Source organism: Maritalea sp. YIW29, from assembly GCF_057219265.1.
This window is the reverse complement of the sequence record NZ_JBXVVF010000001.1, coordinates 241,500-264,340: the sequence shown is the minus strand read 5'-3', so window position 1 is coordinate 264,340 and position 22,841 is coordinate 241,500. Positions and strand designations below refer to the sequence as shown.

Sequence of the window (22,841 nt, the reverse complement as noted above, 5' to 3'; positions counted from 1 at the left end):
AAACTCGAGGTGCAAACAATGTGCAGAAAAAATATTTTACCATTTGGTCGAATTATGACACATTGCCTCTGTCGTCGCTCTACGCGGCGGCCAATAGGTGGTGAAATGCACATAATTGCACACGAAACATCGGAAATATCCGCTCCACCAATAAGTGCGCCGCTTCAACCGCACAAATTTCAAACCACCTAGCGGAGGACACAATGTCACTTCTAAATTCTATTTCTCGTCGCTCATTTTTGGCTGGTTCGGCCAGTGCGGGTGCTTTGATTGCCATGCACCCATTCGCGGCAATGGCCAGCAATTCTCAGGCTCATCTGCGTTTGATGGAAACAACTGATATTCACGTTGCTATTCATCCTTATGATTATTATGCGGATCGCCCAAACGACACGATGGGCCTGGCCCGGACTGCGAAGCTAATTGATAACGTTCGCGCAGAAGCCACCAACTCAATGCTTGTTGACAATGGTGACCTTATTCAAGGTAACCCAATGGGCGATTACGTGGCCTATGAACGCGGTTTCAAAGAGGGTGATTTACACCCGATGATTGCAGCCATGAACACTTTGGGCTACGACATCGCAACAGTTGGCAACCACGAGTTCAATTATGGCCTAAGCTTTCTAGATAAAGCCCTTTCTGGCTCAACATTCCCGTTTGTTAGTGCAAACGTTGTCATGGGAACCACGTTGGGTGCCGATCCAACGAAAGACAAAACACTCTTCCCACCCTTCAAAATTCTTGAAAGAGAAATTGTGGATGGCGCGGGCAATAAGCGCCCGATTAAGGTTGGCTTTATCGGCTTTGTACCGCCACAAATTATGGTTTGGGATTTCCAACACTTGGACGGTAAAGTCACCACTCGGGACATTGTTCAAACAGCAGAAGCTTATGTTCCTCTCATGAAGGAACAAGGCGCTGATTTGATCGTTGCGCTATCTCACTCTGGTATTAGTGGTGAAGCGCAAACCGAAATGATGGGCAATGCGTCGCTGCACCTGGCAGGCGTTGAAGGCATCGATGTTGTCTTCACCGGCCACCACCATAACGTGTTCCCAAGTTCTCAGTATGACGGCATCGAAGGTGTTGATACTGAAAAAGGCACGTTGCAAGGCAAACCTGCTGTTATGGCTGGCTTCTGGGGTTCGCATATGGGCCTTATCGATCTGTTGATCGAACATGACGGCAATGAGTGGAAAATCATTTCCCACACATCTGAAGCCCGTCCAATCTCCGAACGGATTGAACGCAAGGTAAACCCATTGGTTGAAAGCAACGAAGCTGTTCTGGCCTCTGTGCAAGCAACTCATGATGAAACGCTAAAATATGTGCGTACTGCTGTTGGACAAACCGATGCGAAATTGCATTCGTACTTCGCCCTAGTCGCTGACGATCCATCAGTGCAAGTCGTGTCTCAAGCTCAAATGTGGTACACTGAGCAAATGATGCGTGGCACCGAATGGGAAGGCTTGCCAATCCTTTCAGCTGCCGCACCATTTAAAGCGGGCGGCCGTGGCGGACCAGATTACTATACCGACGTGCCTGTTGGCCCTGTGGCCATTAAAAACGTTGCTGATCTTTACCTATATCCAAACACTGTTCGCGCCGTTGAAGTCACTGGCGCAGGCGTGAAGGAATGGTTGGAGCGTTCAGCTGGTATTTTTAATCAGGTTGAAGTTGGCAAGGCTGACCAGCCGTTGGCCGATCTTGACTTCCCATCATACAACTTTGATGTGATTGACGGGGTCACCTATAAAATCGATATTTCACAACCATCGAAATACCCTCCACGTGGTGGCGATGCAATCAATCCTGATGCAAACCGGATTATTGACCTTCGTTACAATGGTGAGCCAATCGATATGAACCAGCGCTTTGTTGTTGCAACCAACAACTATCGTGCAGGCGGCGGTGGTTCGTTCCCAGGTTTGGGGTCGGACAAAATCATCTTTGTTGGTCCAGATACCAACCGCGATGTTTTGGTGCGCTACATTGTCGAAAAAGGCACGATCAATCCAAGTGCGGATAGCAATTGGTCACTAGCGCCCTTGCCCGGAACATCAGTGTTGTTTGAAACTGGCCCAATGGCGAAAGAGCACCTGAGTGATGTGACCGCAGTCGACATCGAATATGTCGGCGAGGCGGAAAGCGGCTTCGGCAACTACCGCATTAAACTCGATTAATCCAAACTTGCTGGAGGGGATAACTCCCCTCCACGCTACGTTCAGATTGCACAAATTTCTGAACGGGTGAGAAATCGTTTTTCGCGACCATTATCGAGTGAAAACATTCCACCTCGACCCGGCACAACATCAATGATCAATTTGGTGTGCTTCCACGCCTCATATTGTGAGCCGCTTATGTAAAATGGCGCGCCACCAACTTCTCCGAGCAAAACATCATTGTCGCCAATCAAAAAGTCGCCCTGTGCATAGCACATTGGCGAGGATCCATCGCAACACCCGCCTGACTGATGGAACATAATCTCGCCATGGTCAGCCCGGATTTCTTTGATCAATTCAAGTGCCGCCGAAGTTGCGGTAACTTTGTCTTCCATTCATCCTCTCCCAAATGAACAAAAGGGCCGGGAAATTCCCGACCCTCTTGGATCAACAATCGCGATCAAAAGAAACCAAGCTTTTGTGGCGCATAGCTCACCAGCATGTTTTTCGTTTGTTGATAATGATCGAGCATCTTCAAATGGTTTTCACGGCCAATACCCGACTGTTTGTAACCGCCAAATGCAGCATGCGCTGGGTAGGCATGATAACAATTTGTCCAAACACGACCAGCTTGGATAGCGCGGCCAAAGCGGTAACAGGTGTTTGCATCACGGCTCCAAACGCCAGCGCCAAGCCCATAAAGAGTGTCATTGGCAATTGATAGCGCTTCATCATTGTCTTTAAATGTCGTGACAGAGACAACCGGGCCAAAAATTTCTTCTTGGAAAACCCGCATCTTGTTGTGACCTTTAAAGACAGTTGGTTGAACATAATATCCACCATCAAGGTCGCCACCGAGCTTGGCCTCTCCGCCGCCCGTTAGCACTTCAGCGCCTTCTTGCTTGCCAATATCCATATAGGACAAGATTTTTTCCAATTGTTCAGACGATGCCTGGGCCCCAATCATTGTTGCGCTATCAAGCGGATCGCCTTGCACAATCGCGTCGACACGCTTTAACGCCCGTTCCATAAACTCGTCATAGATGTTCTCGTGGATTAAGGCGCGGCTTGGACATGTGCAAACTTCGCCTTGGTTTAGCGCAAACATGACAAATCCTTCGATTGCTTTATCGAAATAATCGTCATCTTCTCGCGTAACATCTTCAAAGAAGATGTTTGGGGACTTACCGCCTAGCTCCAACGTTACCGGAATGAGGTTTTGGCTAGCATATTGCATGATCAAACGACCTGTTGTCGTTTCACCAGTAAAGGCGATTTTTGCAATTCGTGTGCTGGATGCGAGCGGCTTTCCGGCTTCAAGTCCAAAACCATTGACCACATTCAGCACGCCTTTGGGCAACACATCTGCAATCAACTCAAGCAAAACCATAATAGACGCAGGTGTTTGTTCCGCTGGTTTCAGAACAACGCAGTTACCTGCCGCTAGCGCAGGCGCTAACTTCCAAGTGGCCATCAATATGGGGAAATTCCACGGAATAATCTGCCCAACAACCCCAAGCGGCTCGTTGAAATGATAGGCAATGGTATCATTGTCGATCTCCGCGATTGATCCCTCTTGTGCGCGGATCACACCAGCGAAATACCGAAAATGATCTATTGCCAACGGCATATCCGCCGCTGTCGTTTCGCGTATCGGCTTGCCGTTGTCCCATGTTTCAGCCTCAGCCAAGAGGTCTAGGTTTTCTTCCATGATATTGGCAATGTTGTTGAGCATCACAGCGCGTTCGGCTTGGCTTGTGCGACCCCATGCATCTTTTGCTGCATGGGCAGCGTCCAAAGCGGCTTCAATGTCCGCCTCGTTAGAACGCGCCACTTCGCAAAGTACCTGTCCGTTAACTGGCGAAGTGTTTGTGAAATATTTGCCAGATTTTGGCTCCACAAATTCGCCATTGATGAAATTGCCGTATCGCTCTTTGTAAATACGTGATGCTGAGCGCGAAATATCAATCTTGTTCATTTTGTCCTCCTCTTGACCGCTACCGGCCGATGGAGCAACGTTGAACAACAAGATGGACAAGGTCACCTGGGTGCAACAAATGCATGTCGGTAAATTGTCTCAGATCCGCGACATCTAACTTTGCAAAACGCATCGATTTCGGCAAAGCTACCATTTGGTGTTCTCACCACTACTGTTTAGCAAGACGAGACTGTGATAATCTGACATCTGGGAGGAGCAATATGACAACCAATATCTGTCACGCAGATTACGTACGTTCAATTGTTGAAGAAGAACAGTCAGCGATTCATTCTAGCCTTGCAGCGTCATGGCGGCGATCGATGATGCATTATGGTTTGACCCCGGATCAGAAGGGGAAAACCCAACGCGTCTCCGCCCAAACTTTAGGCGAAGCCCGCGAACAATTGGACTTTTTGATCCACATTGCCCAACCCAATATGGAGAAACTTTTTAGAACCCTAGACCGTTCAGGTTGCTGTTTGGTTTTGTCAGATATTGATGGACTAATATTGGCCAGTCACTCCCAAGCTGGCGACCAATCAATGTTTGATGAATGTGGGCTGAAATCGGGGGCTGTTTGGGGCGAAGCCCAACAAGGGACAAATGGAATTGGCACTTGCGCAGCAGAGCAGCGTCCAGTGGTTATCCATCGCGATCAGCACTTTAAAAGTCAAAATACTATAATGAGTTGCATGGGAGCGCCCGTTTTTGACAATGAAGGAAAACTCATCGCGGTGTTGGATATTTCGAGCTGTAGAAATGATCTCACCAGCGCTGTAGCAAATGTGTTCGGCAAAGTGGTGGCCGACACGGCACTACGCATAGAACAAGACTATTTCCGCGCATCATTTAAGGATGCGCGCATCGTTGTCGCACCGTCCCAAAATACAGGCAATCTGGCCCTGCTCGCGGTCAACAATGATGAACTTGTTGTCGGTGCCAACCGCCATGCGCGTAAGGCGTTGAAAATTGATGAAACACAATTGTTGACCCCATACCCATTGGCAGATCTTTTGGATGAAACGCCTAAAACGGCGAGCGGAATTCACAATGCAGTCAAATCAGAATTGCGCCGCGCATTGGCCCGATCAAAAGGCAATGTGTCACTCGCGGCCAAACAATTAGGCATCAGTCGGGCCACCATGTATCGGCGCATGCAAAGACTGGATATCAGCTCGAATTAGGGGTCGATTTAACAACTCTGTCTCACTTTTGAGACAGTTTGAAACATAAATTTACTTACGAGAAGAAAATTTTGTCTTCTCAGCCATCTGCTTTTTCGCACCAGGCTTTCACAATCGCAGACAGCTCGTCGCGCACCCGTTCCAGTTCGTCCAAATTTGCGATTTTCGCAGTTCGCGCAACCGGCGTATCACCTTCTAAAAGCGGGAAGTTACCCTCTATTGTTGCGCCAGTGTGAAAAAGCAAACTCGCATGTTTCTTGGAGCGTGGGTTAAAGCTAAATAGGTTTCCCTTGTATGAAAATGTGGGGGTCTTCCACTTGATGCATTCCTGCATTCGATTGTCAGCGGACAGAACCACATCGCGAATTTTCAACAACAATTCCTTTTGCGGGTTGTCATATTCATTAAACCACGCCTCAACCGCATCAGCTTTGTTCATCTTACTATGCCCCCTTCAAAGTCGTGATTAGCGAAGTGATGAGCCCATCTTCAATAATGAATTGATTTTGCCCCTGCCCTTGCCCACCAGGAATTGACGGAGACCGACACGTCCAATCTACCAAAATTTGGCTTGAACCAAGATCGATTTTGTCGATTGAAATAACCGTATCTTCCATTGGCATTTCCCAACCAAGCGCCATCGCGCCCATAATGGCAGCCCGCCCCTCGTGGCGTCTTTTGGTGCCGGTGAACGGCTCTTCATAAACAGCATCATCAGCAAAGCAGGCTTCCAGTCGAGGTGCGCCGGGTTTACCTGCTTGCATTGAGAGGAAAAAATTGCTGATCTCTACAGGAACCAAATCCATAACTATCTCCTTAGGTGCGACTAAATGCCGGATAAAAATACTAAATCTGTGCGCGACAACAAGAAACCACTTGTCGTCAAAAAAGATAGCACCATCGATCAGCCCTCAATCGAGCACTTAAAGAACACGATGGAAGTCCTCAACGAAAAGGCGAATTCCACAAATGTTTGGGAGGCATTTGACGCTTTGTCCAAACTAAGCGAAGGCGATACGCGCCTCACGATAGATTTGAACGCTAGCAAACAAATCGGCACTCCCGTCATTTTTGCCTCGCCTGACCACAAAAAAGCGCTATTCGAACCACTTACAACTCGGCAGATGCAGGTTGCCGCACTTGTCGCCGATGGTCGATCAAACAAGCAAATCGCGAATGATCTAAACATCGCCATTTCGACAGTGAAAGATCATGTTCATGCCATTCTGACCAAATTATCGCTGGCTTCCCGAACAGAACTAATCGCAGCTGCAAATCCCTCTTCATAGTTGCTATCTTCCGTTCAAAAAATATAAGATATTTGCACCCGCCACAATCCATCCATGGATGGATATTGCCCTCGTTAGATGCAAAGTGATTTCCCATGCAAAATGAAAAATTGCCAAACCTGACTTTTCGCCACGCCACCCGAAACGACATCGCGACCATCCTTAGTCTTTCCATTGGCGGCAATGCACCGGGGCGCAAAATTGTTGATGATGCGGCAGATGCAGAGGCATCTGAATATCAACGCGCATGGGACGTAATCGAGGCTGATCCGAATAATTTTTACATCATTGCTGAACTTGATGGAGAGGCCGTTGGCTGCATGCAAATCAACATTCTGCATTCCATTGGAGGGCGTGGTAAATCGCGGGCGCAACTGGAAGGCATCCACATCCGTGCTGACCAACGCGGCAAAGGTTTGGGCAGTGAAATGATCCAATGGGCAATCGACCAAGCAAGATCGAACGGCGCGCGATTGGTGCAACTCACTTCTGCAAAGGTACGCCCACAAGCCCATAAACTTTATGCGCGTTTGGGTTTTGAAAGCACGCACGAAGGCTTTAAGCTCGATCTAACCAAATAGTACACTGTTCAAGGAAATCTGTTGACTGACTATCCCGTCCATATCTGGCACCACATCATCATATTGATTGGCTTCATGCTCTTGGGGGTTTTCAGCCATTATGTCCGCGCAATTGTCAACTTTCTGCCAGATCGGATATCCGACAGTAAGAATTTGGACATGATTGTGAGTGGCGGCTACAATTTCTTCGATCGCGTTTTCGCGCCGAATATGACGAGGCAGGCTATTATCGGGGCGACAGTTTCCACAATCTCAAAATCGCAACGGCGACCGTATTTTTCACTTGTTTGATTGCGTTGGCCATCATTGGGGAATTGGACAATTTTCTCGCCTTCTATATCGATATTGGTCTTGAATATCTCAATCAGCTCTTCTTCTATCGACTGCAAAATCCTGAATTTGTTTAACATTAGGCACATCATGAAACTTATATTCGCCCACGCTTCCCCATTTGCCCGAAAATGCCGCATTACAGCGATCGAGAAAAACATCTCATCGCTCGAAGAGGTGCTGGTCAATCCATATGAGGAAACCGACAAATTCTCTCACATTAACCCGCTCGGCAAAATCCCCTGCCTTGCCTATGGCGACGACAAAACGCTATTTGATAGCCCCATTATCTGCGCATACCTAGACGAAATCGGCGGCGGCGAACCGCTAATGCCCAAACAAGGCGATACCCACTGGGCCATGCGCCGCCACGAAGCCTTGTGCGATGGTATCCTAGATAGTGCGGTGAACCTTGTGATCGATGGAAGAAAGCCTCAGGAACAACAATCTGAATATTGGCAAAAACGCTGGCACGCGGCGATTGAACGGTCGCTGGCATTGTTGGCCGGTGAATTGAACGACATTAAAGGCGACATCTCCACCGCCAAAATCGCACTTGGCGCAACAATTGGATATCTAGAGTTCCGACTTGGAGATCGCAATTATTTTGCGCCGCATGCAGAATTGCAAAGTTGGTTCGACGAATTTTCCAAACGGCCGTCAATGCAACAGACCATGCCGAAGTAATAATCAAGTCGGGGACATCGTCCCCTTCTCCCTGCACGCGGCTCATTTAAGAGCACAAAATTTCATCCCGCGTTGATGGAACCCATCTTGACCCGAATGCCTACTTGCAAAAAACCGAAAACTAAGCTTTCTGGTGGATTGAAATCAGATGGCCAAGGCAGCGCATGACACGCACAACATCCACATTGATCGGCTCCATAGCAATTCTGTTATGGTCATTCTTGGCGCTTTGCACGGCGGCTAGTGGTGAAATTCCACCATTTCAGCTCAACGCTATGGCATTTGGGTTTGGCACGCTTGTGGGCATGAGCAAATGTGTACGCGATCCTTCGGCCATCAAGAAACTTCGCCAGCCTGTTTTGGCTTGGGTTTTGGGTATAGCCGGCCTGTTCGGTTATCACTTTTTCTATTTTACTGCCTTGCGTAACGCACCAACAATCGACGCGAGCCTGATCGGTTATCTCTGGCCATTGCTCATAGTGTTGTTCTCCTCGCTCTTGCCCGGCGAAAAACTCAAATGGCAGCATGTCGTTGGTTGCATACTCGGGCTGGGCGGCGCGGGCTTGATTGTTACGGGCGGCCAAGGCTTCGCCTTTAAGTCAGAATTTACATTTGGCTACTTTATGGCCCTATTGAGCGCCCTTTCATGGTCAGCCTACTCGGTACTGTCGCGCCGATTTGCCAATGTGCCAACCGATGCAGTTACCGGCTTCTGCGCCGCCACGGCTGTGCTTTCGCTTGGCGGTCATCTTTTGTGGGAAACAACCGTCTGGCCACAAGGCCTATCACAATGGATCGCAGTAATTGGTTTGGGTCTTGGCCCCTTAGGACTGGCCTTTTATGTGTGGGATCGCGGGGTGAAGCATGGCGACATCCAAATTTTGGGCGCGGCCTCATATGCAGCTCCTCTTCTTTCAACGCTCATCCTGATCGTGTTCGGCTTCGCTCAATTCACCTGGGCAATCGGCGCTGCGTGTTTACTGATCACTCTAGGCGCGGTCATTGCCTCAAAAGACATGATTTTCGCCCGTCAAAAGGCCACCAAACCTCAAAACTGAGGATTATTGTTTCCAAAGAACCATTTTCTTTGCATTTTGGGGTTCCCCTTCGCCCATTTTGGCCATAAAACGCGCACTCAGCCATACATGAGAAGAATCGCCACATTGTACGCGCACCACTTGCGCCGATGTTCGGCCTGCTGAGAGTTGATAATATGCCCAAACGCGAAGATATTTCCTCCATCCTGATCATCGGCGCTGGGCCAATTATTATTGGTCAAGCATGTGAATTCGACTATTCAGGCACCCAGGCCTGTAAAGCGCTGAAGGAAGAGGGTTACCGAATTATTCTGGTTAACTCGAACCCAGCGACGATCATGACAGATCCAGACTTGGCTGACGCGACCTACATGGAACCGATCACGCCAGAAGTTGTGGCCAAAATCATCGAAAAAGAGCGTCCCGATGCGCTGTTACCAACCATGGGCGGCCAAACAGCCCTGAACTGCGCGCTATCGCTGCGCAAAATGGGTGTGTTGGACGAATTCAACGTCGAAATGATCGGCGCGACGGCTGAAGCAATCGACAAAGCAGAAGATCGGGATTTGTTCCGTTCTGCAATGGACAAAATCGGCTTGGAAACGCCAAAGTCGATGCTGGCGCACAATCTAACCGAAGCGCTAGAAGCACTAGAATTTGTTGGCTTGCCTGCCATCATCCGCCCGTCATTCACCATGGGTGGCACCGGCGGCGGCGTGGCATATAACCGCGAAGAATATATCTCAATCATTGAAGGCGGCATCGATGCCTCTCCAACCAATGAAGTGCTTGTTGAAGAAAGCATCATTGGTTGGAAAGAATATGAGATGGAAGTGGTGCGCGACAAGAACGACAACTGCATCATTATCTGTTCAATCGAAAATATCGATCCGATGGGCGTGCATACGGGTGACAGTATCACCGTGGCGCCAGCCCTCACCCTGACGGATAAGGAATATCAAATCATGCGCGACGCCTCATTGGCTGTATTGCGCGAGATTGGTGTTGAAACCGGCGGCTCAAACGTACAGTTCTCGGTAAACCCGAAAGATGGTCGTCTTATCGTGATCGAGATGAACCCGCGTGTTTCTCGTTCTTCCGCTTTGGCCTCAAAGGCAACCGGCTTCCCAATCGCCAAAGTCGCTGCCCGCTTGGCGGTCGGCTATACGCTGGACGAGTTGGAAAACGACATTACTGGCGGCGCAACACCAGCATCGTTTGAACCATCTATCGACTATGTCGTCACCAAAATCCCACGTTTTGCATTCGAAAAATTCCCGGGTGCCGACAATCGTCTAACGACAGCGATGAAATCGGTTGGCGAAGCGATGGCAATCGGCAGAACGTTCCAAGAAAGCATGCAAAAAGCACTTCGCTCGCTTGAAACTGGCCTAACCGGCTTTAATGAAGTGGGTATTGAAGGCACAGGCGAAGGCGACGACAAAAACGCTGTGCGCGCTGCCCTTGCCCGCGCAACACCGGATCGAATTTTGGTCATCGCGGATGCCATGCGCCTTGGGTTCGATGATGAATTTATTCACAATGCTTGCCAGTTTGACCCTTGGGTCATTGAACAAATTCGCGGCATCGTTGATATGGAAGCCAAAGTTGTCGAGCATGGCCTGCCCGACAATGCGCAGCAATTGCGCAAACTCAAGTCCATGGGTTTCGCAGATACGCGCCTTGCCGACCTGAGCGGCAAGAAACCACGCGAAATTAAAGCCCTGCGCGATAAGTTGGACGTTCATCCGGTTTATAAACGCATCGACACCTGCGCTGCTGAATTCGCGTCCCCTACCGCCTATATGTATTCGACATATGAAACACCGTTCGCCGGCGAGCCAGCTGACGAAGCACGGCCAACCGACAAGAAAAAAATTGTCATTTTGGGCGGCGGACCAAACCGCATTGGCCAAGGTATCGAGTTTGACTATTGCTGTTGTCATGCAGCTTTCGCTCTGTCTGAAGCTGGTTATGAAACCATCATGGTGAACTGTAACCCTGAGACGGTTTCAACCGATTATGACACGTCTGATCGCCTCTATTTTGATCCGTTGACCAAAGAAGATGTGTTGGAAATTCTGCACACCGAGCAAAAGAATGGCACTCTTGAAGGGGTCATCGTTCAATTTGGCGGGCAAACACCACTTGCACTGGCTAACTCAATCAAACGCGCTGGCATTCCGATTTTGGGCACACAGCCTGAAGCTATCGATTTGGCTGAAGACCGCAACCAATTCCAAAAACTGCTGCATGAATTGGAGCTGACCCAGCCACGCAACGGCATCGCCTATTCGCTTGAGCAGTCTCGTATGGTTGCTGAAGATATTTCCTATCCGCTAGTGATCCGTCCGTCATTTGTTTTGGGTGGCCGGGCTATGGCCATCGCCAACAATTCAGACGAGTTTGAGGATTATGTACAAAGCACCCTCACCGAGTTGGTGCCACCCCATATCCGCCAGAAATATCCAAACGACAAAACCGGACAAATTAACTCCGTGTTGGCCACCAACCCATTGCTATTTGATAGCTATTTGGGCGGCGCGATTGAAATTGACGTTGACGCTTTATGTGATGGCACCGACGTATTTGTTGCGGGCATCATGGAACATATTGAAGAAGCTGGCGTGCACTCCGGCGACAGCGCTTGCTCACTTCCTTCGCGCAACCTTGATGATGACACAATCGTCGAAATCAAACGCCAAGCACACGAATTGGCACTCGCTCTGAACGTTGTGGGCCTAATGAACATCCAGTTTGCGCTAAAGGACGGCACACTTTATGTGCTCGAAGTGAACCCAAGAGCGTCACGTACGGTGCCATTTGTTGCTAAAGTAATTGGTAGCCCAATTGCAAAAATTGCTGCGCGGATTATGGGCGGCGAAAAACTAAGCTCGTTTAATCTTCAAGAGACCAAACTCAAGCACATTGCCGTCAAAGAGGCTGTGTTCCCATTCGCACGCTTCCCTGGCGTTGATACGATCTTGGGCCCAGAGATGCGCTCAACCGGTGAAGTCATCGGGCTAGATTCAAGCTTCGGTGTTGCTTTTGCCAAAAGCCAACTCGGCGGCGGCACTAAAGTGCCGAAGTCTGGGACAGTCTTCGTCTCGATCCGCGACGAAGACAAAGCCAACATATTGCCGTCGATTAAGCTGCTTGAAGGCGTCGGCTTCACGGTCATCGCAACCAGCGGCACTAAACGATATTTGACAGAAAATGGCGTGAACTGTGAGAAGGTCAACAAAGTCCTTGAAGGCCGACCTCACATCGTTGATGCAATGAAAAATGGCGAAGTTCAGCTGGTCATCAACACGACGGCTGGACAACAAGCGCTCAAAGATAGCCGAGACTTGCGCCGAACTGCCTTGCTGAACAAAATTCCTTATTACACCACGATTGCGGGCGCAATCGCCGCTGTTGAAGGCATTGTATCATATTCGAACGACACGCTTACGGTGACCTCGGTCCAAGACCATTTCGCCGCTTAGTGAACTCACCAAACAAAATTAGGCGCTGCGCGCGCCTAATTTTCCTTGCACAAACCTTGTGCCGTTAAGTTCGAAGTTCCTTCATATCTTGTGCCGGATCATAAAACATACCGGTCATCAAACTACGGGCTATATTTTGCGCCCGTGCGTTGAAAAAGTTCTTCGCCTCGGGCGACGGCGCAATTTCATCTAAATTTTGCGCAAAGAGCTTTAGCCACAAATCAAAATGCCATTTCTCGACCTGCTTCAGCTTCATATGTGCCGGCATTGGTCGTCCGTGATATTCACCTGTTTTTAGGGCTATCGCGCCCCAAAACTGTTTCATCTTTGCCATATGGGTCGGCCAATTGTCCCCAATCACGCCATCAAAAATCGGGCCCAGATCTTTATCTGCCCGCACTTTCTCATAAAAACTTTCAACCAACAGCGAAACAAAGGCTTCATCAATGCCATAACCATTTGCCTGCAGGCGGTAGTTTTCTCGATGAACTTCAGCAAAAGTTTTGTCCATTGAACCATGACCTTAAAAGATGTATACAAAATGCATCTTTAATCGAATTACCGAAAACTGCAATATCGAACGCACTCAATAATCAAAAGTGAGACAATAAGTGCACCTAACAAGCCAAACAGACTACGCACTCAGGCTCATCATGTATCTGGGCGCCATCGCACCGCAAAAACGCACAATTGCTCAGATCGCACAAAAACTACAGATCTCCAAAAACCACCTTATGAAGATTGCGCACAATCTGACTTCGGCCGAAATATTACTATCGGTGCGGGGCAAAAATGGCGGTGTTTCGCTCAATCCAAAGGCGAAATCACTCACAATTGCAGAAATCGTTGAGCATACGGAGCCCGGATTTGCGATTGTGGAATGTTTGAATAAAGAAAACTGTAAGTGTGTATTCGCCGGTTACTGTTCACTCACCTCGTTCTTTACTGAGGCAAAATTGATATTTATTGAGCATCTGCGCAATAAAACGATTGGGGATGTAATAAAAGATAATTCTATACTGCCTCCATCATTGAATTGACACATATAAGTCATCGAATTTGAAAATCTTAGTTTAAAGTATTTTTACTGGCTTGAATTTTGAACGATTCAATTCTATATTTCTACCGTCGAATATTGGCCGAACGACCTGGCCGGAGCTACCTCCGTGAATGCTACGTTTCTACCAACATCGATCTAAATCCGGTTCTCAAGCTTTAGAACCAAGAATTGCGGCAGTATTTCACGAAAGGAAATTTTCATGCCTTCAGGTACAGTTAAGTGGTTTAACACCCAAAAGGGTTACGGCTTTATTCAACCAAACGACGGTGGCAACGACGTGTTTGTTCACATTTCTGCAGTTGAACAATCAGGTCTTTCTTCTTTGGCTGAAAACCAAAAAGTTGGCTACGAATTGGTTCAGGACAAGCGTTCTGGCAAATTCTCTGCTGGCGAACTAACAGTTGAAGACTAAGCCAATCGGCACGTTCTTCTGCTTTGCACCCAGCTTCAACCGCTGAGTAGCAAAACGCAACAAATTCGATAGCCGCACATTTTCCTTAGCACAAGGCAGATTTGCGGCTATGCTGGTTTTTGCATGCTGTCGGTCTCCAATTGTAAAATTTTGGGGCCGGTTTTTTATTGCGATGCAACATAACGACAAGATTGAAAGGGCGGGACATAATGGAAAAGATCCCAATGACAATTGCTGGCCATAAGATGTTGAACGAAGAGCTCGCTCATCGATCTTCGACTGAACGACCAAACATCATCGCTGCAATTTCCGAAGCCCGCGCGCATGGCGACCTGTCTGAAAACGCAGAATACCATGCAGCCAAAGAGCAACAAAGCCTCAATGAAGGGCGCATCCAAGAGCTAGAGTCTATTATGGCGCTCGCCGAAGTTATCGATGTGACCAAGCTGAGCGGCGACACCGTAAAATTTGGCGCCACCGTTGAATTGGTCGATGAAGATACCGAAGACGAGAAAACCTACCAAATCGTGGGCAACCCCGAAGCTGACGCAGGCGCTGGCCGGATTTCGCTTTCGTCACCAATCGCGCGGGCGCTCATTGGTAAAGAAGAAGGCGACAGTATCGAAGTTTCCGCCCCAGGCGGTTCAAAGTCCTATGAGATTTTGAAAGTTAGCTACATTTAACACTGACATTGGTTCACGTTTATGTGGGCCAATTCTGTTCAGTCTTGTATCATGCGCTTCGCATACCTAAACTAAGTAGAAATCGTCTAAGTCACTTTTTCAAGGTATGCGAAAATGCACGCACCCGTCATGATCATCGGCTCCGGCCCAGCAGGTTACTCTGCAGCAATTTACGCTGCGCGCGCCATGCTTGAGCCTGTAATTATTCAAGGCATACAGCCTGGTGGCCAACTCACCATCACCACTGAGGTAGAAAACTACCCCGGCTTTGCTGACATGGTCCAGGGCCCTTGGCTAATGGAGCAAATGAAAGCCCAAGCCGCGCATGTTGGCACCAAAATTGTCTCTGACATTATCGTCAATGTCGACATGGAAAAGCTCCCATTTGAACTGACCGGCGATAGCGGCACCATTTACACATGTGATGCACTGATCATCGCTACTGGCGCACAAGCGAAATGGCTGGGCATTCCATCAGAGCAAGAATTCCAAGGCTTTGGTGTATCTGCCTGCGCAACATGCGACGGGTTCTTCTACAAAGAGAAAGAAGTGCTGGTTATTGGCGGCGGCAACACAGCAGTTGAAGAGGCCCTTTTCCTCACCAATTTCGCTTCAAAGGTAACATTGGTTCACCGCCGCGACGAGCTGCGTTCAGAAAAAATTCTGCAAAAACGCCTATTCGCAAATGAAAAAATAGACGTTATGTGGGACACAGAACTGGTCGAAGTTCTTGGCACTTCAGGCATTCCAAAGTCCGTGACCGGCGCGAAGCTTAAAAACCGAAATACCGGTGAGATCATCGAAAAAGATGTCGATGGCATTTTCGTTGCAATTGGCCACGCACCTGCCACAAGCCTATTTGATGGCAAGCTTGAAATGAAACACGGCAACTATCTGGTCACTAAGCCAGACAGTACTGCGACGAACATCCCTGGCGTATATGCTGCAGGCGATGTCACTGATGACATTTATCGCCAAGCCGTCACTGCCGCTGGCATGGGCTGCATGGCCGCACTAGAAGCTGAAAAATACATCGCTGAACTCGATGTAGCGGAAGCGGCTGAGTAATGAGCATTGATTGGGACAGGCTGCGGATTTTCCACATAGTTGCCGAAGCCGGTAGCTTCACCCACGCTGGTGAACGTTTAGGCATGAGCCAATCCGCAGTGTCCCGTCAAATCTCTTCACTAGAAGATGGGTTGGGGCTTAAACTGTTCATCCGCCATGCCCGTGGCCTTGTGATGACAGAAGTAGGTGAGCAACTGTTCCGCACTGCGCACCGGATGGCCTGGGAGTTGCAATCGGTTGAAGCTCAAATGAGCGAAACACGGGACCAACCCACCGGCCCACTGCTGGTCACGACAACAGTTGGGTTCGGCTCAACATGGCTAACTTCGCGGATCAACGAGTTTTTGGAGCGCTACCCAACAATTCAGCTGGAAATGAAACTCAACGATTCCGAGCTTGATCTGGCCATGCGTGAGGCAGATGTGGCCATCCGTCTTCACCGGCCTAATCAGTCTGAACTGATCCAGCGCAAACTCTTCACCGTGCATTTCCACTTCTATGCATCTTCCAGCTATTTGGAACAGCACGGCATTCCCGAGAATGTCAGCGACATCGACAATCACAAGATCATCACATTTGGCAACCCAAGCCCTGCTTATTTGGGTGACGTAAATTACCTTGAAACAATCGGACGCGCCGAAAGCAAGCCGCGTATCCCGGCCCTTCGGGTCAATGCCATTTATGGCATGATGCAAGCCTGTCGAGAAGGTATCGGCATTGCGATGCTACCCGATTATATCACTGAGGATGAATCCTCGCTGGTGCGTATCCTTGATACGGTTGATAAACCAGAGTTCGAAACCTATTTCGTTTATCCCCCGGCCCTGAAGAACTCAAAGCGCGTTGGCGTTTTCCGTGACTTCCTTGTGTCAAAAGCCCGCGGTTGGGAATTCTAGGTCAAATCTTTTTAACAGGCACACCAAGAAGCCTATTTGAAAAATTCCCCCAAACAAATTCCTCAAAATTGTCGACGCCCATAATCTGATCATAGCCAACAAGTTGATTTTCGATATTTAGATGCGCAAAGCCATGCAATGCACTCCAATAGAGGGCGACATCCATATAGAGCTGCTTGGGCAACCGACCTTCCCGAAAATCTTCAATCGGTGACATTTCTTCGCCACGCAGGATGTGCACAACCGAAATCAAACCGGTATAGGCGTGAGTTTCTGCGTCGCATAAATCAACATCATCGATATCCAGCAAGTCACGCCGAAACATCAAACGAAATCGTTCCGGGTTCAATTTCGCAAATTCAGCGTATGCCATCGCGAGTTTTTGCAACAACACGCTTGTTTCGCTTATAGATTGTTTGAGTAGGTTTTCAGCAATCCCCGCAATCATATGAAAGCTTTGAGCAGCAATCGCGGTGCGCAGTCCTGTAAGCCCATCGAAGTGATGTGCCGGCGCCGCATGCGACACACCAGCCCGGCGCGCACACGCCCGAAGCGTCAATGCTTGCAAACCTTCTTCTGCCAAGATCTGCCCGGCCGCATCCAGCATCGCTTTGCGCAAATCGCCATGGTGGTATTTGCTGTCTTTTTTGCTCATATGTCCACAATCTTTGATCCAGTTTGGCAAACTAGCAACTATCTTGACGGTGTCAAGACTTGTAATTGACCTCCGAAGTGGCGAACCACTTTACATTTTGAGACGCGTCAAGACGGCAGTTGCGGCCGCCATGGGCTGCATGCATCCCAAGGTATGCATAATTTTGAAACCACTCGCTCGGCTTAATCTATTGTTATTATTCGATTTTTCGCAAGCCATGCATAAAACACATATCCGGCATGTGTTCAGCATGGTTGCCAAACAGTAAATACACCATCATATACGGCGCAAGAAAAGCAGACTGAGTTGTTCCTCCTCCCTCAACTCTGATGTTGTTCCCTCCTTGTTAGAGTTTTCCTCTAATTCTTCTGGCTCTGTCCTTGCGGATAGAGCCTTTTTTTTGCGTCATCACACCCATGCAAATTCTGCATATCTAGCATGCAAACATGTCTATTGTGGAATTTACGGTGAAGGCGCATATAGCATTCATACGAGTTGATGACGTATCCTCCTCCCTCGAAGTCAACTCGGCAGACGGCAGACACCGTCCCTCCTCCCTCGATGTCTGCCTCACTTATTCAAAGGCTCCGTCTCCTCCCGACGGAGCCTTTTTTTGTGAGAAGAGCAAACGCGTCCATTTGCATACCAATTGTAACCAGTCATGCTAATTTGGCAGGGCTTGTCACAATTTTTTGCAAAGGATTGTGAAAAAACAAGGGGCAACAAATGGCGCCATGCGTTTGACGCATAGCAAATATGCGATCTATACGCTTGTTAATTTGCCATGCCGCACCATATAAGGTCGGTAACGAGTTGATGACGTCCCTCCTCCCTCGAAGTCAACTCGCGTACGGCAGACACCGTCCCTCCTCCCTCGATGTCTGCCTCTTATTCAGACCCCGCCTTATTGGTGGGGTCTTTTTTTTGCGCAATTGAAAATTGCTGCTGGTGGAAACATGGGCCACATTAAGTTTTGCGGGCAAAAACAAAAAACGCCGATGAAAGGATTTCATCGGCGCGAGGCTTGGAGGATGGACTATTTAGATACGTTTTTAACGATAAAGCAGATCACCTAGATCTTGCATGTCTGTATAAAGCCCTGCTACTTGTTCTTCATAACCATTGAACTTCAATGTTGGAACTCGTTCACCCGTATGCAACACTCGCTCAGTCGCCTGCGTCCAGCGCGGATGAGGCACCTCGGGGTTCACATTGGCCCAAAACGCATATTCGCGATCTTGGAGCTGTTCCCAGAAGCTAACCGGACGTTCGTCGGTGAAGGTGAATTTCACAATCGATTTGATTGACTTAAATCCATATTTCCAAGGCAAGGCCAACCGAAGCGGCGCGCCCATTTGGTCCGCAACCTGCTTGCCGTACGCGCCAACAACCAAGAAGGCCAAGTCGTTTTGCGCTTCTTCAATTGTTAGGCCTTCGACATACGGCCATGGATACCAAGGTTGGGTTTTGATGCCACGAGCCACATTTGGATCATTAAACGTCTCCATGCGGATATATTTAGCGCCTGATTGCGGTCCGGCCATTTCCACAAGCTTTGCAAACGGAAACCCGATCCACGGCACCGTCATCGACCAAGCTTCAACACAACGATGGCGATAGAGGCGTTCTTCAACCGCCATTTTGCCGATCAACTCATCAACATCAATTTTTGTAGGATTGTCCACCATCCCATCAATGGTGATTTCCCAAGGGCGAGGCTCCAGCGCCTGCGCATCACGAGCGATTTCCTTGTGGGAGCCAAACTCGTAAAAATTGTTGTAGTTGAGGTTGATATCTTCAGGCGTCAATTCTCGATCGAGCTGATAAGCTTCATTCCGCGGGGCGTTGATGGCAAGGCGATCATCTTCTGTGGCCGCAAATGCGCCGTTGACCGTGCCAAATGCGCCAGCCAACCCGATGGCGCCAGCACCCGCCATTATTTGGCGTCGGTTGAAATAGGCACTCTCGGGCGTTGCCTCCCGCTCAGCAATTTCCCAACTTTTCTTCTTCTTGATGAGCATTTTCGCCCTCCTGACCAATTTTCTAGTCAAACCAGACTAAACATTTCGCTCACATGCAACTGAGCATTTGTAAATTCCCCGTGAGTGGGTAGAACTGGCACAGCAGCAAAAGATATTTTTTGACCAATTGATAAAATATCTGTATGAAACCAAAACTTTAATCGCAACGAGGTGAATTCATGCCCATTATCAATATCGGATCGATCAATATTGACTATGTTCACCGTGTCCCCCACTTCCCAGCAGCCGGCGAAACATTGCGCAATCTTTCTTACAGCGCAGGGCTTGGCGGCAAGGGCGCGAACCAATCTATCGCAATAGCATTGGCAGGTGGCGATGTGGCACATGTTGGCCGCATTGGGGAAGATGGTTTGTGGGCGAAACAAAAACTCGCGGACAGTGGCGTGAATATCCAACATACGCTCACAGATGACGGCGCATCCGGTCATGCAGTGATCTATGTCGACAATGAAGGCGAAAACACCATCGTTATTCATGGCGGGGCAAATGAAACACTTACGCAAGCTCAGATTGATGCCGCACTCGAACAAGCGAATTCAGATGACTTGCTGTTGCTGCAAAACGAAACCAACATGATTGTTGAAGCAGCAAAGACCGCCAAGCAAAATGGCATAAAAGTCGCTTATGCCGCCGCTCCATTTGATGCCGAGATCGCTGCAAAGATGATCGAGCACGTTGACCTGATTGCCGTAAATGAAATTGAAGCCGCTCAACTTGCAGAAACATTAAACATGTCAGTGGACCAACTACCCGTTGATCGCATTTTGGTCACCAAAGGCAGCAAAGGCGCCTCATATAAGCAGGGCGACCAGCAATATGACGTAAGCTCGTTTAAAGTGGATGCCATCGACACCACCGGCGCTGGCGATACATTCACCGGCTACTTCCTCGCGCGTCTTGATCTGGGCGACACCCCTGAAACAGCATTAAAAATCGCAAGCGCGGCCGCTGCCATTCAGGTCACCCGGCCCGGCGCGGCGGATGCAATCCCCCCAATTTTAGAAGTTTTTGAATTCCTGGAGAACCAATCATGACCCTGCACAAAATCATTATCGACACCGATCCGGGTATTGATGACGCAATGGCATTGCACCACGCATTTGCCGATGAACGTATTGAGGTTGTTGGCCTAACAACAATTTTTGGCAACGTTCCTGTGAAAACTGCAACGCGAAATGCAATTCATCTTACAGATTTAGCTGGTGTGAACATTCCGGTCGCAGAAGGGTCACCAACCCCGCTAACGATCACCCCAAATCCACACGCTGATTTTGTGCATGGTGTCGAAGGTTTCGGCGATGTGCCGCCCCAATCTGTATCACGGGAAAAAGACCCTCGTTCCGCAGCACAATATTTGTGCGAAGTGACAAAAGCTAATCCCGGCGAAATCACCATTTGCGCCGTCGGCCCGCTGACCAATTTGGCACTTGCCCTACAACTCGACCCTGAGATCGCAAATAACGCCAAGAATGTTGTGATTATGGGTGGCGCAGTGGAAGCACCGGGCAATGTTACCTCTTTCGCCGAAGCAAATATTTGGAATGACCCACACGCAGCTCAAGTCGTGTTTGATGCGGACTGGGATGTGACACTTGTCGGCCTAGACGTCACCCATTCTGTGATTTGCGACATGAACGACTTCCGCGAAGTGACGAAGTCATCACCAAAAATCGGCAAGTTCTTGGAGCAGGTGTCGGACTATTACATCAACTTCTACACCAAACAGGTTGGCGTAAATGGCTGCTATTTGCACGACCCCGCTGCAGTAATCGCAATTACAGACCCCGAACTCTTTACGATAAAAGAAGTACCGCTAAATACAATTTTGGACGGCGAGCAGGTCGGCAATACCATGTCGGCACCGGAGAAAAGCACAAAAGCGGTGAAAGTATGCCTTGGTATTGACGGCCCAAGCGTGAAAGACATTTTCCTTTCAACGCTCAAAAAAGCAGACGTCCGTCGCGCAGCAAGATAGATGAACAAGAAGGCGGGTTCCAAGCTGGAACCCGCACACCAATTCTAGCTTAATCCAGCGACAAAAACCTCGAACCGATCGCAGGCTTTGCCAATATCGTCCTTCGATACGGCATATGAAACGCGGAAGTGTGGCGACACCCCATAAGCGCCGCCGTGAACGGTTGCCACATCCATCTCGTCCAAAAGCGCCATCGCGACGTCTTCGTCACTTTCTAAAAGCCGCCCACCCTGCGTCGTCTTGCCTAGCAATCCAGCGCAGGACGGATAGACATAAAACGCGCCCTCAGGCACCAGACACTCAATTCCATCAATTTTGTTGAGACGCTCAACCAAATAGTCCCGACGTTCTTTGAAAATTTCGCGCCATTCAGCAAGAAAGCTCTGATCGCCGTTCAGCGCTTCAACAGCCGCCCATTGTGCAATAGAACAAGGATTAGAAGTTGATTGCCCCTGCAATTTAGACATCGCCTTGAGCAACCAGGCCGGCCCAGTACAATAACCAATCCGCCAGCCAGTCATCGAATAGGCTTTTGAAACACCATTCATCGTGACTGTTCGATCTGCCAAATCAGGTGCAACCTGCGCCATCGTATAAAACGTGCCGCCATAAGTTAGATGCTCATAAATATCATCCATCAAAATATAAACATGCGGACGCGCGCACAAAATTTCTGCCAAGGCCATCAATTCATCTTTTGAATAGACCGCCCCAGTCGGATTGCCAGGCGAATTCAAAAGCAGCCACTTGGTTTTATCGGTAATTGCCTGTTCCAACTGTGCTGGCGTAATTTTGAACCCGGCCTCTGCTCCAGCCTCAATGATAATTGGCGTGGCACCAGTCAACCGAACCATTTCTGGATACGAAACCCAATAGGGCGCGGGCACAACGACCTCATCACCCGGATTAAGCGTTGCAACCATCGCATTGTAGATAATCTGCTTGCCACCAGTCGCAACAACGCAATCTTTTGGATCAACGTCCAAATTATTTTCGCGCTTAAACTTTGCAGCAATCGCGGCCTTGAGTTCTGGAATACCATCAACGGCCGTGTATTTCGTATTCCCGGCATCGAGTGCGCGTTTGGCAGCATCCTTGATGTGCGCTGGCGTGTCAAAGTCCGGCTCGCCTGCACTCATTGGAATCACATCTACACCAGCCGCCCGCTTTTCGAGGGCGATTGCTGAAATGTTCATGCTCGCAGATGGTTTCACGCGCTTAAGCGCGTCAGAAATCATATTCATGGTGCTATATGTCTTTGGTTGGGTTCAACAAAACCGATAAAATCAAGTTCACCTTCTTTTGGCAAGT

The 22,841-nt window shown here is 48.9% G+C and carries 22 protein-coding genes; 14 read left to right on the top strand and 8 right to left on the bottom strand.

The genetic code is table 11. The features are described 5' to 3' along the window. The first annotated feature begins 203 nt into the window (after positions 1-203). Positions 204-2,186: a bifunctional 2',3'-cyclic-nucleotide 2'-phosphodiesterase/3'-nucleotidase gene (locus AC2D8L_RS01315; RefSeq protein WP_484683649.1), complete on the top strand. Its 1,983-nt coding sequence runs from the start codon at positions 204-206 to the stop codon at positions 2,184-2,186. 41 nt (positions 2,187-2,227) lie between these two features. On the opposite strand, the gene AC2D8L_RS01310 is transcribed toward AC2D8L_RS01315, so the two are convergent. After that, complete coding sequence (locus AC2D8L_RS01310) at positions 2,228-2,560, bottom strand: DUF779 domain-containing protein (RefSeq protein WP_484683648.1); 333 nt, start codon at positions 2,558-2,560, stop codon at positions 2,228-2,230. 65 nt (positions 2,561-2,625) lie between these two features. Then, on the bottom strand, positions 2,626-4,143 hold the full coding sequence (gene adh, locus AC2D8L_RS01305; protein WP_484683647.1) for an aldehyde dehydrogenase: 1,518 nt from the start codon (positions 4,141-4,143) through the stop codon (positions 2,626-2,628). Positions 4,144-4,364: 221 nt separating this feature from the next. On the opposite strand from adh, the gene AC2D8L_RS01300 reads away from it, so the two are divergent. Continuing rightward, on the top strand, positions 4,365-5,327 hold the full coding sequence (locus AC2D8L_RS01300) for a GAF domain-containing protein (RefSeq protein ID WP_484683646.1): 963 nt from the start codon (positions 4,365-4,367) through the stop codon (positions 5,325-5,327). Between the two features lie 79 nt (positions 5,328-5,406). Here AC2D8L_RS01300 and AC2D8L_RS01295 read toward each other — a convergent pair whose 3' ends face one another. Further along, positions 5,407-5,766 carry a DUF1801 domain-containing protein gene (locus AC2D8L_RS01295; protein ID WP_484683645.1) on the bottom strand — a complete coding sequence of 120 codons (360 nt, stop codon included), beginning with the start codon at positions 5,764-5,766 and terminating at the stop codon, positions 5,407-5,409. A gap of 4 nt (positions 5,767-5,770) precedes the next feature. Continuing rightward, on the bottom strand, positions 5,771-6,133 hold the full coding sequence (locus AC2D8L_RS01290) for a nuclear transport factor 2 family protein (protein WP_484683644.1): 363 nt from the start codon (positions 6,131-6,133) through the stop codon (positions 5,771-5,773). A gap of 24 nt (positions 6,134-6,157) precedes the next feature. Between AC2D8L_RS01290 and AC2D8L_RS01285 the strand changes: the two genes are divergently transcribed. From AC2D8L_RS01285 to carB, 5 genes are all read left to right on the top strand, one after another. Next, entirely contained in the window at positions 6,158-6,616 is a 459-nt protein-coding gene (locus AC2D8L_RS01285) for a response regulator transcription factor (RefSeq protein WP_484683643.1), read from the top strand. 95 nt (positions 6,617-6,711) lie between these two features. Next, complete coding sequence (locus AC2D8L_RS01280) at positions 6,712-7,197, top strand: GNAT family N-acetyltransferase (protein WP_484683642.1); 486 nt, start codon at positions 6,712-6,714, stop codon at positions 7,195-7,197. Positions 7,198-7,617: 420 nt separating this feature from the next. Then, complete coding sequence (locus AC2D8L_RS01275; RefSeq protein WP_484683641.1) at positions 7,618-8,214, top strand: glutathione S-transferase N-terminal domain-containing protein; 597 nt, start codon at positions 7,618-7,620, stop codon at positions 8,212-8,214. Positions 8,215-8,378: 164 nt separating this feature from the next. Then, complete coding sequence (gene yddG, locus AC2D8L_RS01270) at positions 8,379-9,272, top strand: aromatic amino acid exporter YddG (protein WP_484683640.1); 894 nt, start codon at positions 8,379-8,381, stop codon at positions 9,270-9,272. Between the two features lie 155 nt (positions 9,273-9,427). Further along, positions 9,428-12,739 carry a carbamoyl-phosphate synthase large subunit gene (gene carB / locus AC2D8L_RS01265; protein ID WP_484683639.1) on the top strand — a complete coding sequence of 1,104 codons (3,312 nt, stop codon included), beginning with the start codon at positions 9,428-9,430 and terminating at the stop codon, positions 12,737-12,739. 64 nt (positions 12,740-12,803) lie between these two features. Here the strand turns inward: carB and AC2D8L_RS01260 are convergent, their stop codons facing one another. After that, on the bottom strand, positions 12,804-13,250 hold the full coding sequence (locus AC2D8L_RS01260) for a group III truncated hemoglobin (protein WP_484683638.1): 447 nt from the start codon (positions 13,248-13,250) through the stop codon (positions 12,804-12,806). A 100-nt stretch (positions 13,251-13,350) separates the two neighbouring features. On the opposite strand from AC2D8L_RS01260, the gene AC2D8L_RS01255 reads away from it, so the two are divergent. The 5 genes from AC2D8L_RS01255 to AC2D8L_RS01235 all read left to right on the top strand — a co-directional run bounded on the left by AC2D8L_RS01255 (position 13,351) and on the right by AC2D8L_RS01235 (position 16,858). Further along, complete coding sequence (locus AC2D8L_RS01255; RefSeq protein ID WP_484683637.1) at positions 13,351-13,779, top strand: RrF2 family transcriptional regulator; 429 nt, start codon at positions 13,351-13,353, stop codon at positions 13,777-13,779. 219 nt (positions 13,780-13,998) lie between these two features. Further along, positions 13,999-14,211 (top strand): cold-shock protein, encoded by a 213-nt coding sequence (locus AC2D8L_RS01250; RefSeq protein ID WP_484683636.1) that lies wholly within the window; start codon positions 13,999-14,001, stop codon positions 14,209-14,211. 209 nt (positions 14,212-14,420) lie between these two features. Then, positions 14,421-14,894: a transcription elongation factor GreA gene (gene greA / locus AC2D8L_RS01245; RefSeq protein ID WP_484683635.1), complete on the top strand. Its 474-nt coding sequence runs from the start codon at positions 14,421-14,423 to the stop codon at positions 14,892-14,894. A gap of 114 nt (positions 14,895-15,008) precedes the next feature. Beyond that, positions 15,009-15,962, top strand: coding sequence for a thioredoxin-disulfide reductase (gene trxB, locus AC2D8L_RS01240; protein ID WP_484683634.1), 954 nt, complete (start codon positions 15,009-15,011; stop codon positions 15,960-15,962). Next, positions 15,962-16,858, top strand: a complete 897-nt coding sequence (locus AC2D8L_RS01235; RefSeq protein ID WP_484683633.1) for a LysR family transcriptional regulator — start codon at positions 15,962-15,964, stop codon at positions 16,856-16,858. The genes trxB and AC2D8L_RS01235 overlap by 1 nt, the downstream gene beginning before the upstream one ends. A 1-nt stretch (position 16,859) precedes the next feature. Here AC2D8L_RS01235 and AC2D8L_RS01230 read toward each other — a convergent pair whose 3' ends face one another. Together AC2D8L_RS01230 and msrP are read right to left on the bottom strand one after the other, a co-directional pair. Then, positions 16,860-17,513, bottom strand: a complete 654-nt coding sequence (locus AC2D8L_RS01230; RefSeq protein WP_484683632.1) for a TetR/AcrR family transcriptional regulator — start codon at positions 17,511-17,513, stop codon at positions 16,860-16,862. Between the two features lie 1,052 nt (positions 17,514-18,565). Beyond that, a complete protein-coding gene (gene msrP / locus AC2D8L_RS01225; RefSeq protein ID WP_484683631.1) occupies positions 18,566-19,534 on the bottom strand; it encodes a protein-methionine-sulfoxide reductase catalytic subunit MsrP in 969 nt (322 codons plus the stop codon). A gap of 179 nt (positions 19,535-19,713) precedes the next feature. Here msrP and AC2D8L_RS01220 point away from each other — a divergent pair, with 179 nt between their 5' ends. Both AC2D8L_RS01220 and AC2D8L_RS01215 read left to right on the top strand, forming a co-directional pair. Next, positions 19,714-20,589, top strand: a complete 876-nt coding sequence (locus AC2D8L_RS01220; protein WP_484683630.1) for a ribokinase — start codon at positions 19,714-19,716, stop codon at positions 20,587-20,589. Beyond that, on the top strand, positions 20,586-21,530 hold the full coding sequence (locus AC2D8L_RS01215; protein WP_484683629.1) for a nucleoside hydrolase: 945 nt from the start codon (positions 20,586-20,588) through the stop codon (positions 21,528-21,530). Before AC2D8L_RS01220 ends, AC2D8L_RS01215 begins: the two co-directional genes overlap by 4 nt. A gap of 44 nt (positions 21,531-21,574) precedes the next feature. Here AC2D8L_RS01215 and AC2D8L_RS01210 read toward each other — a convergent pair whose 3' ends face one another. Next, positions 21,575-22,774 (bottom strand): pyridoxal phosphate-dependent aminotransferase, encoded by a 1,200-nt coding sequence (locus AC2D8L_RS01210; RefSeq protein ID WP_484683628.1) that lies wholly within the window; start codon positions 22,772-22,774, stop codon positions 21,575-21,577. Between the last annotated feature and the right edge of the window lie 67 nt (positions 22,775-22,841).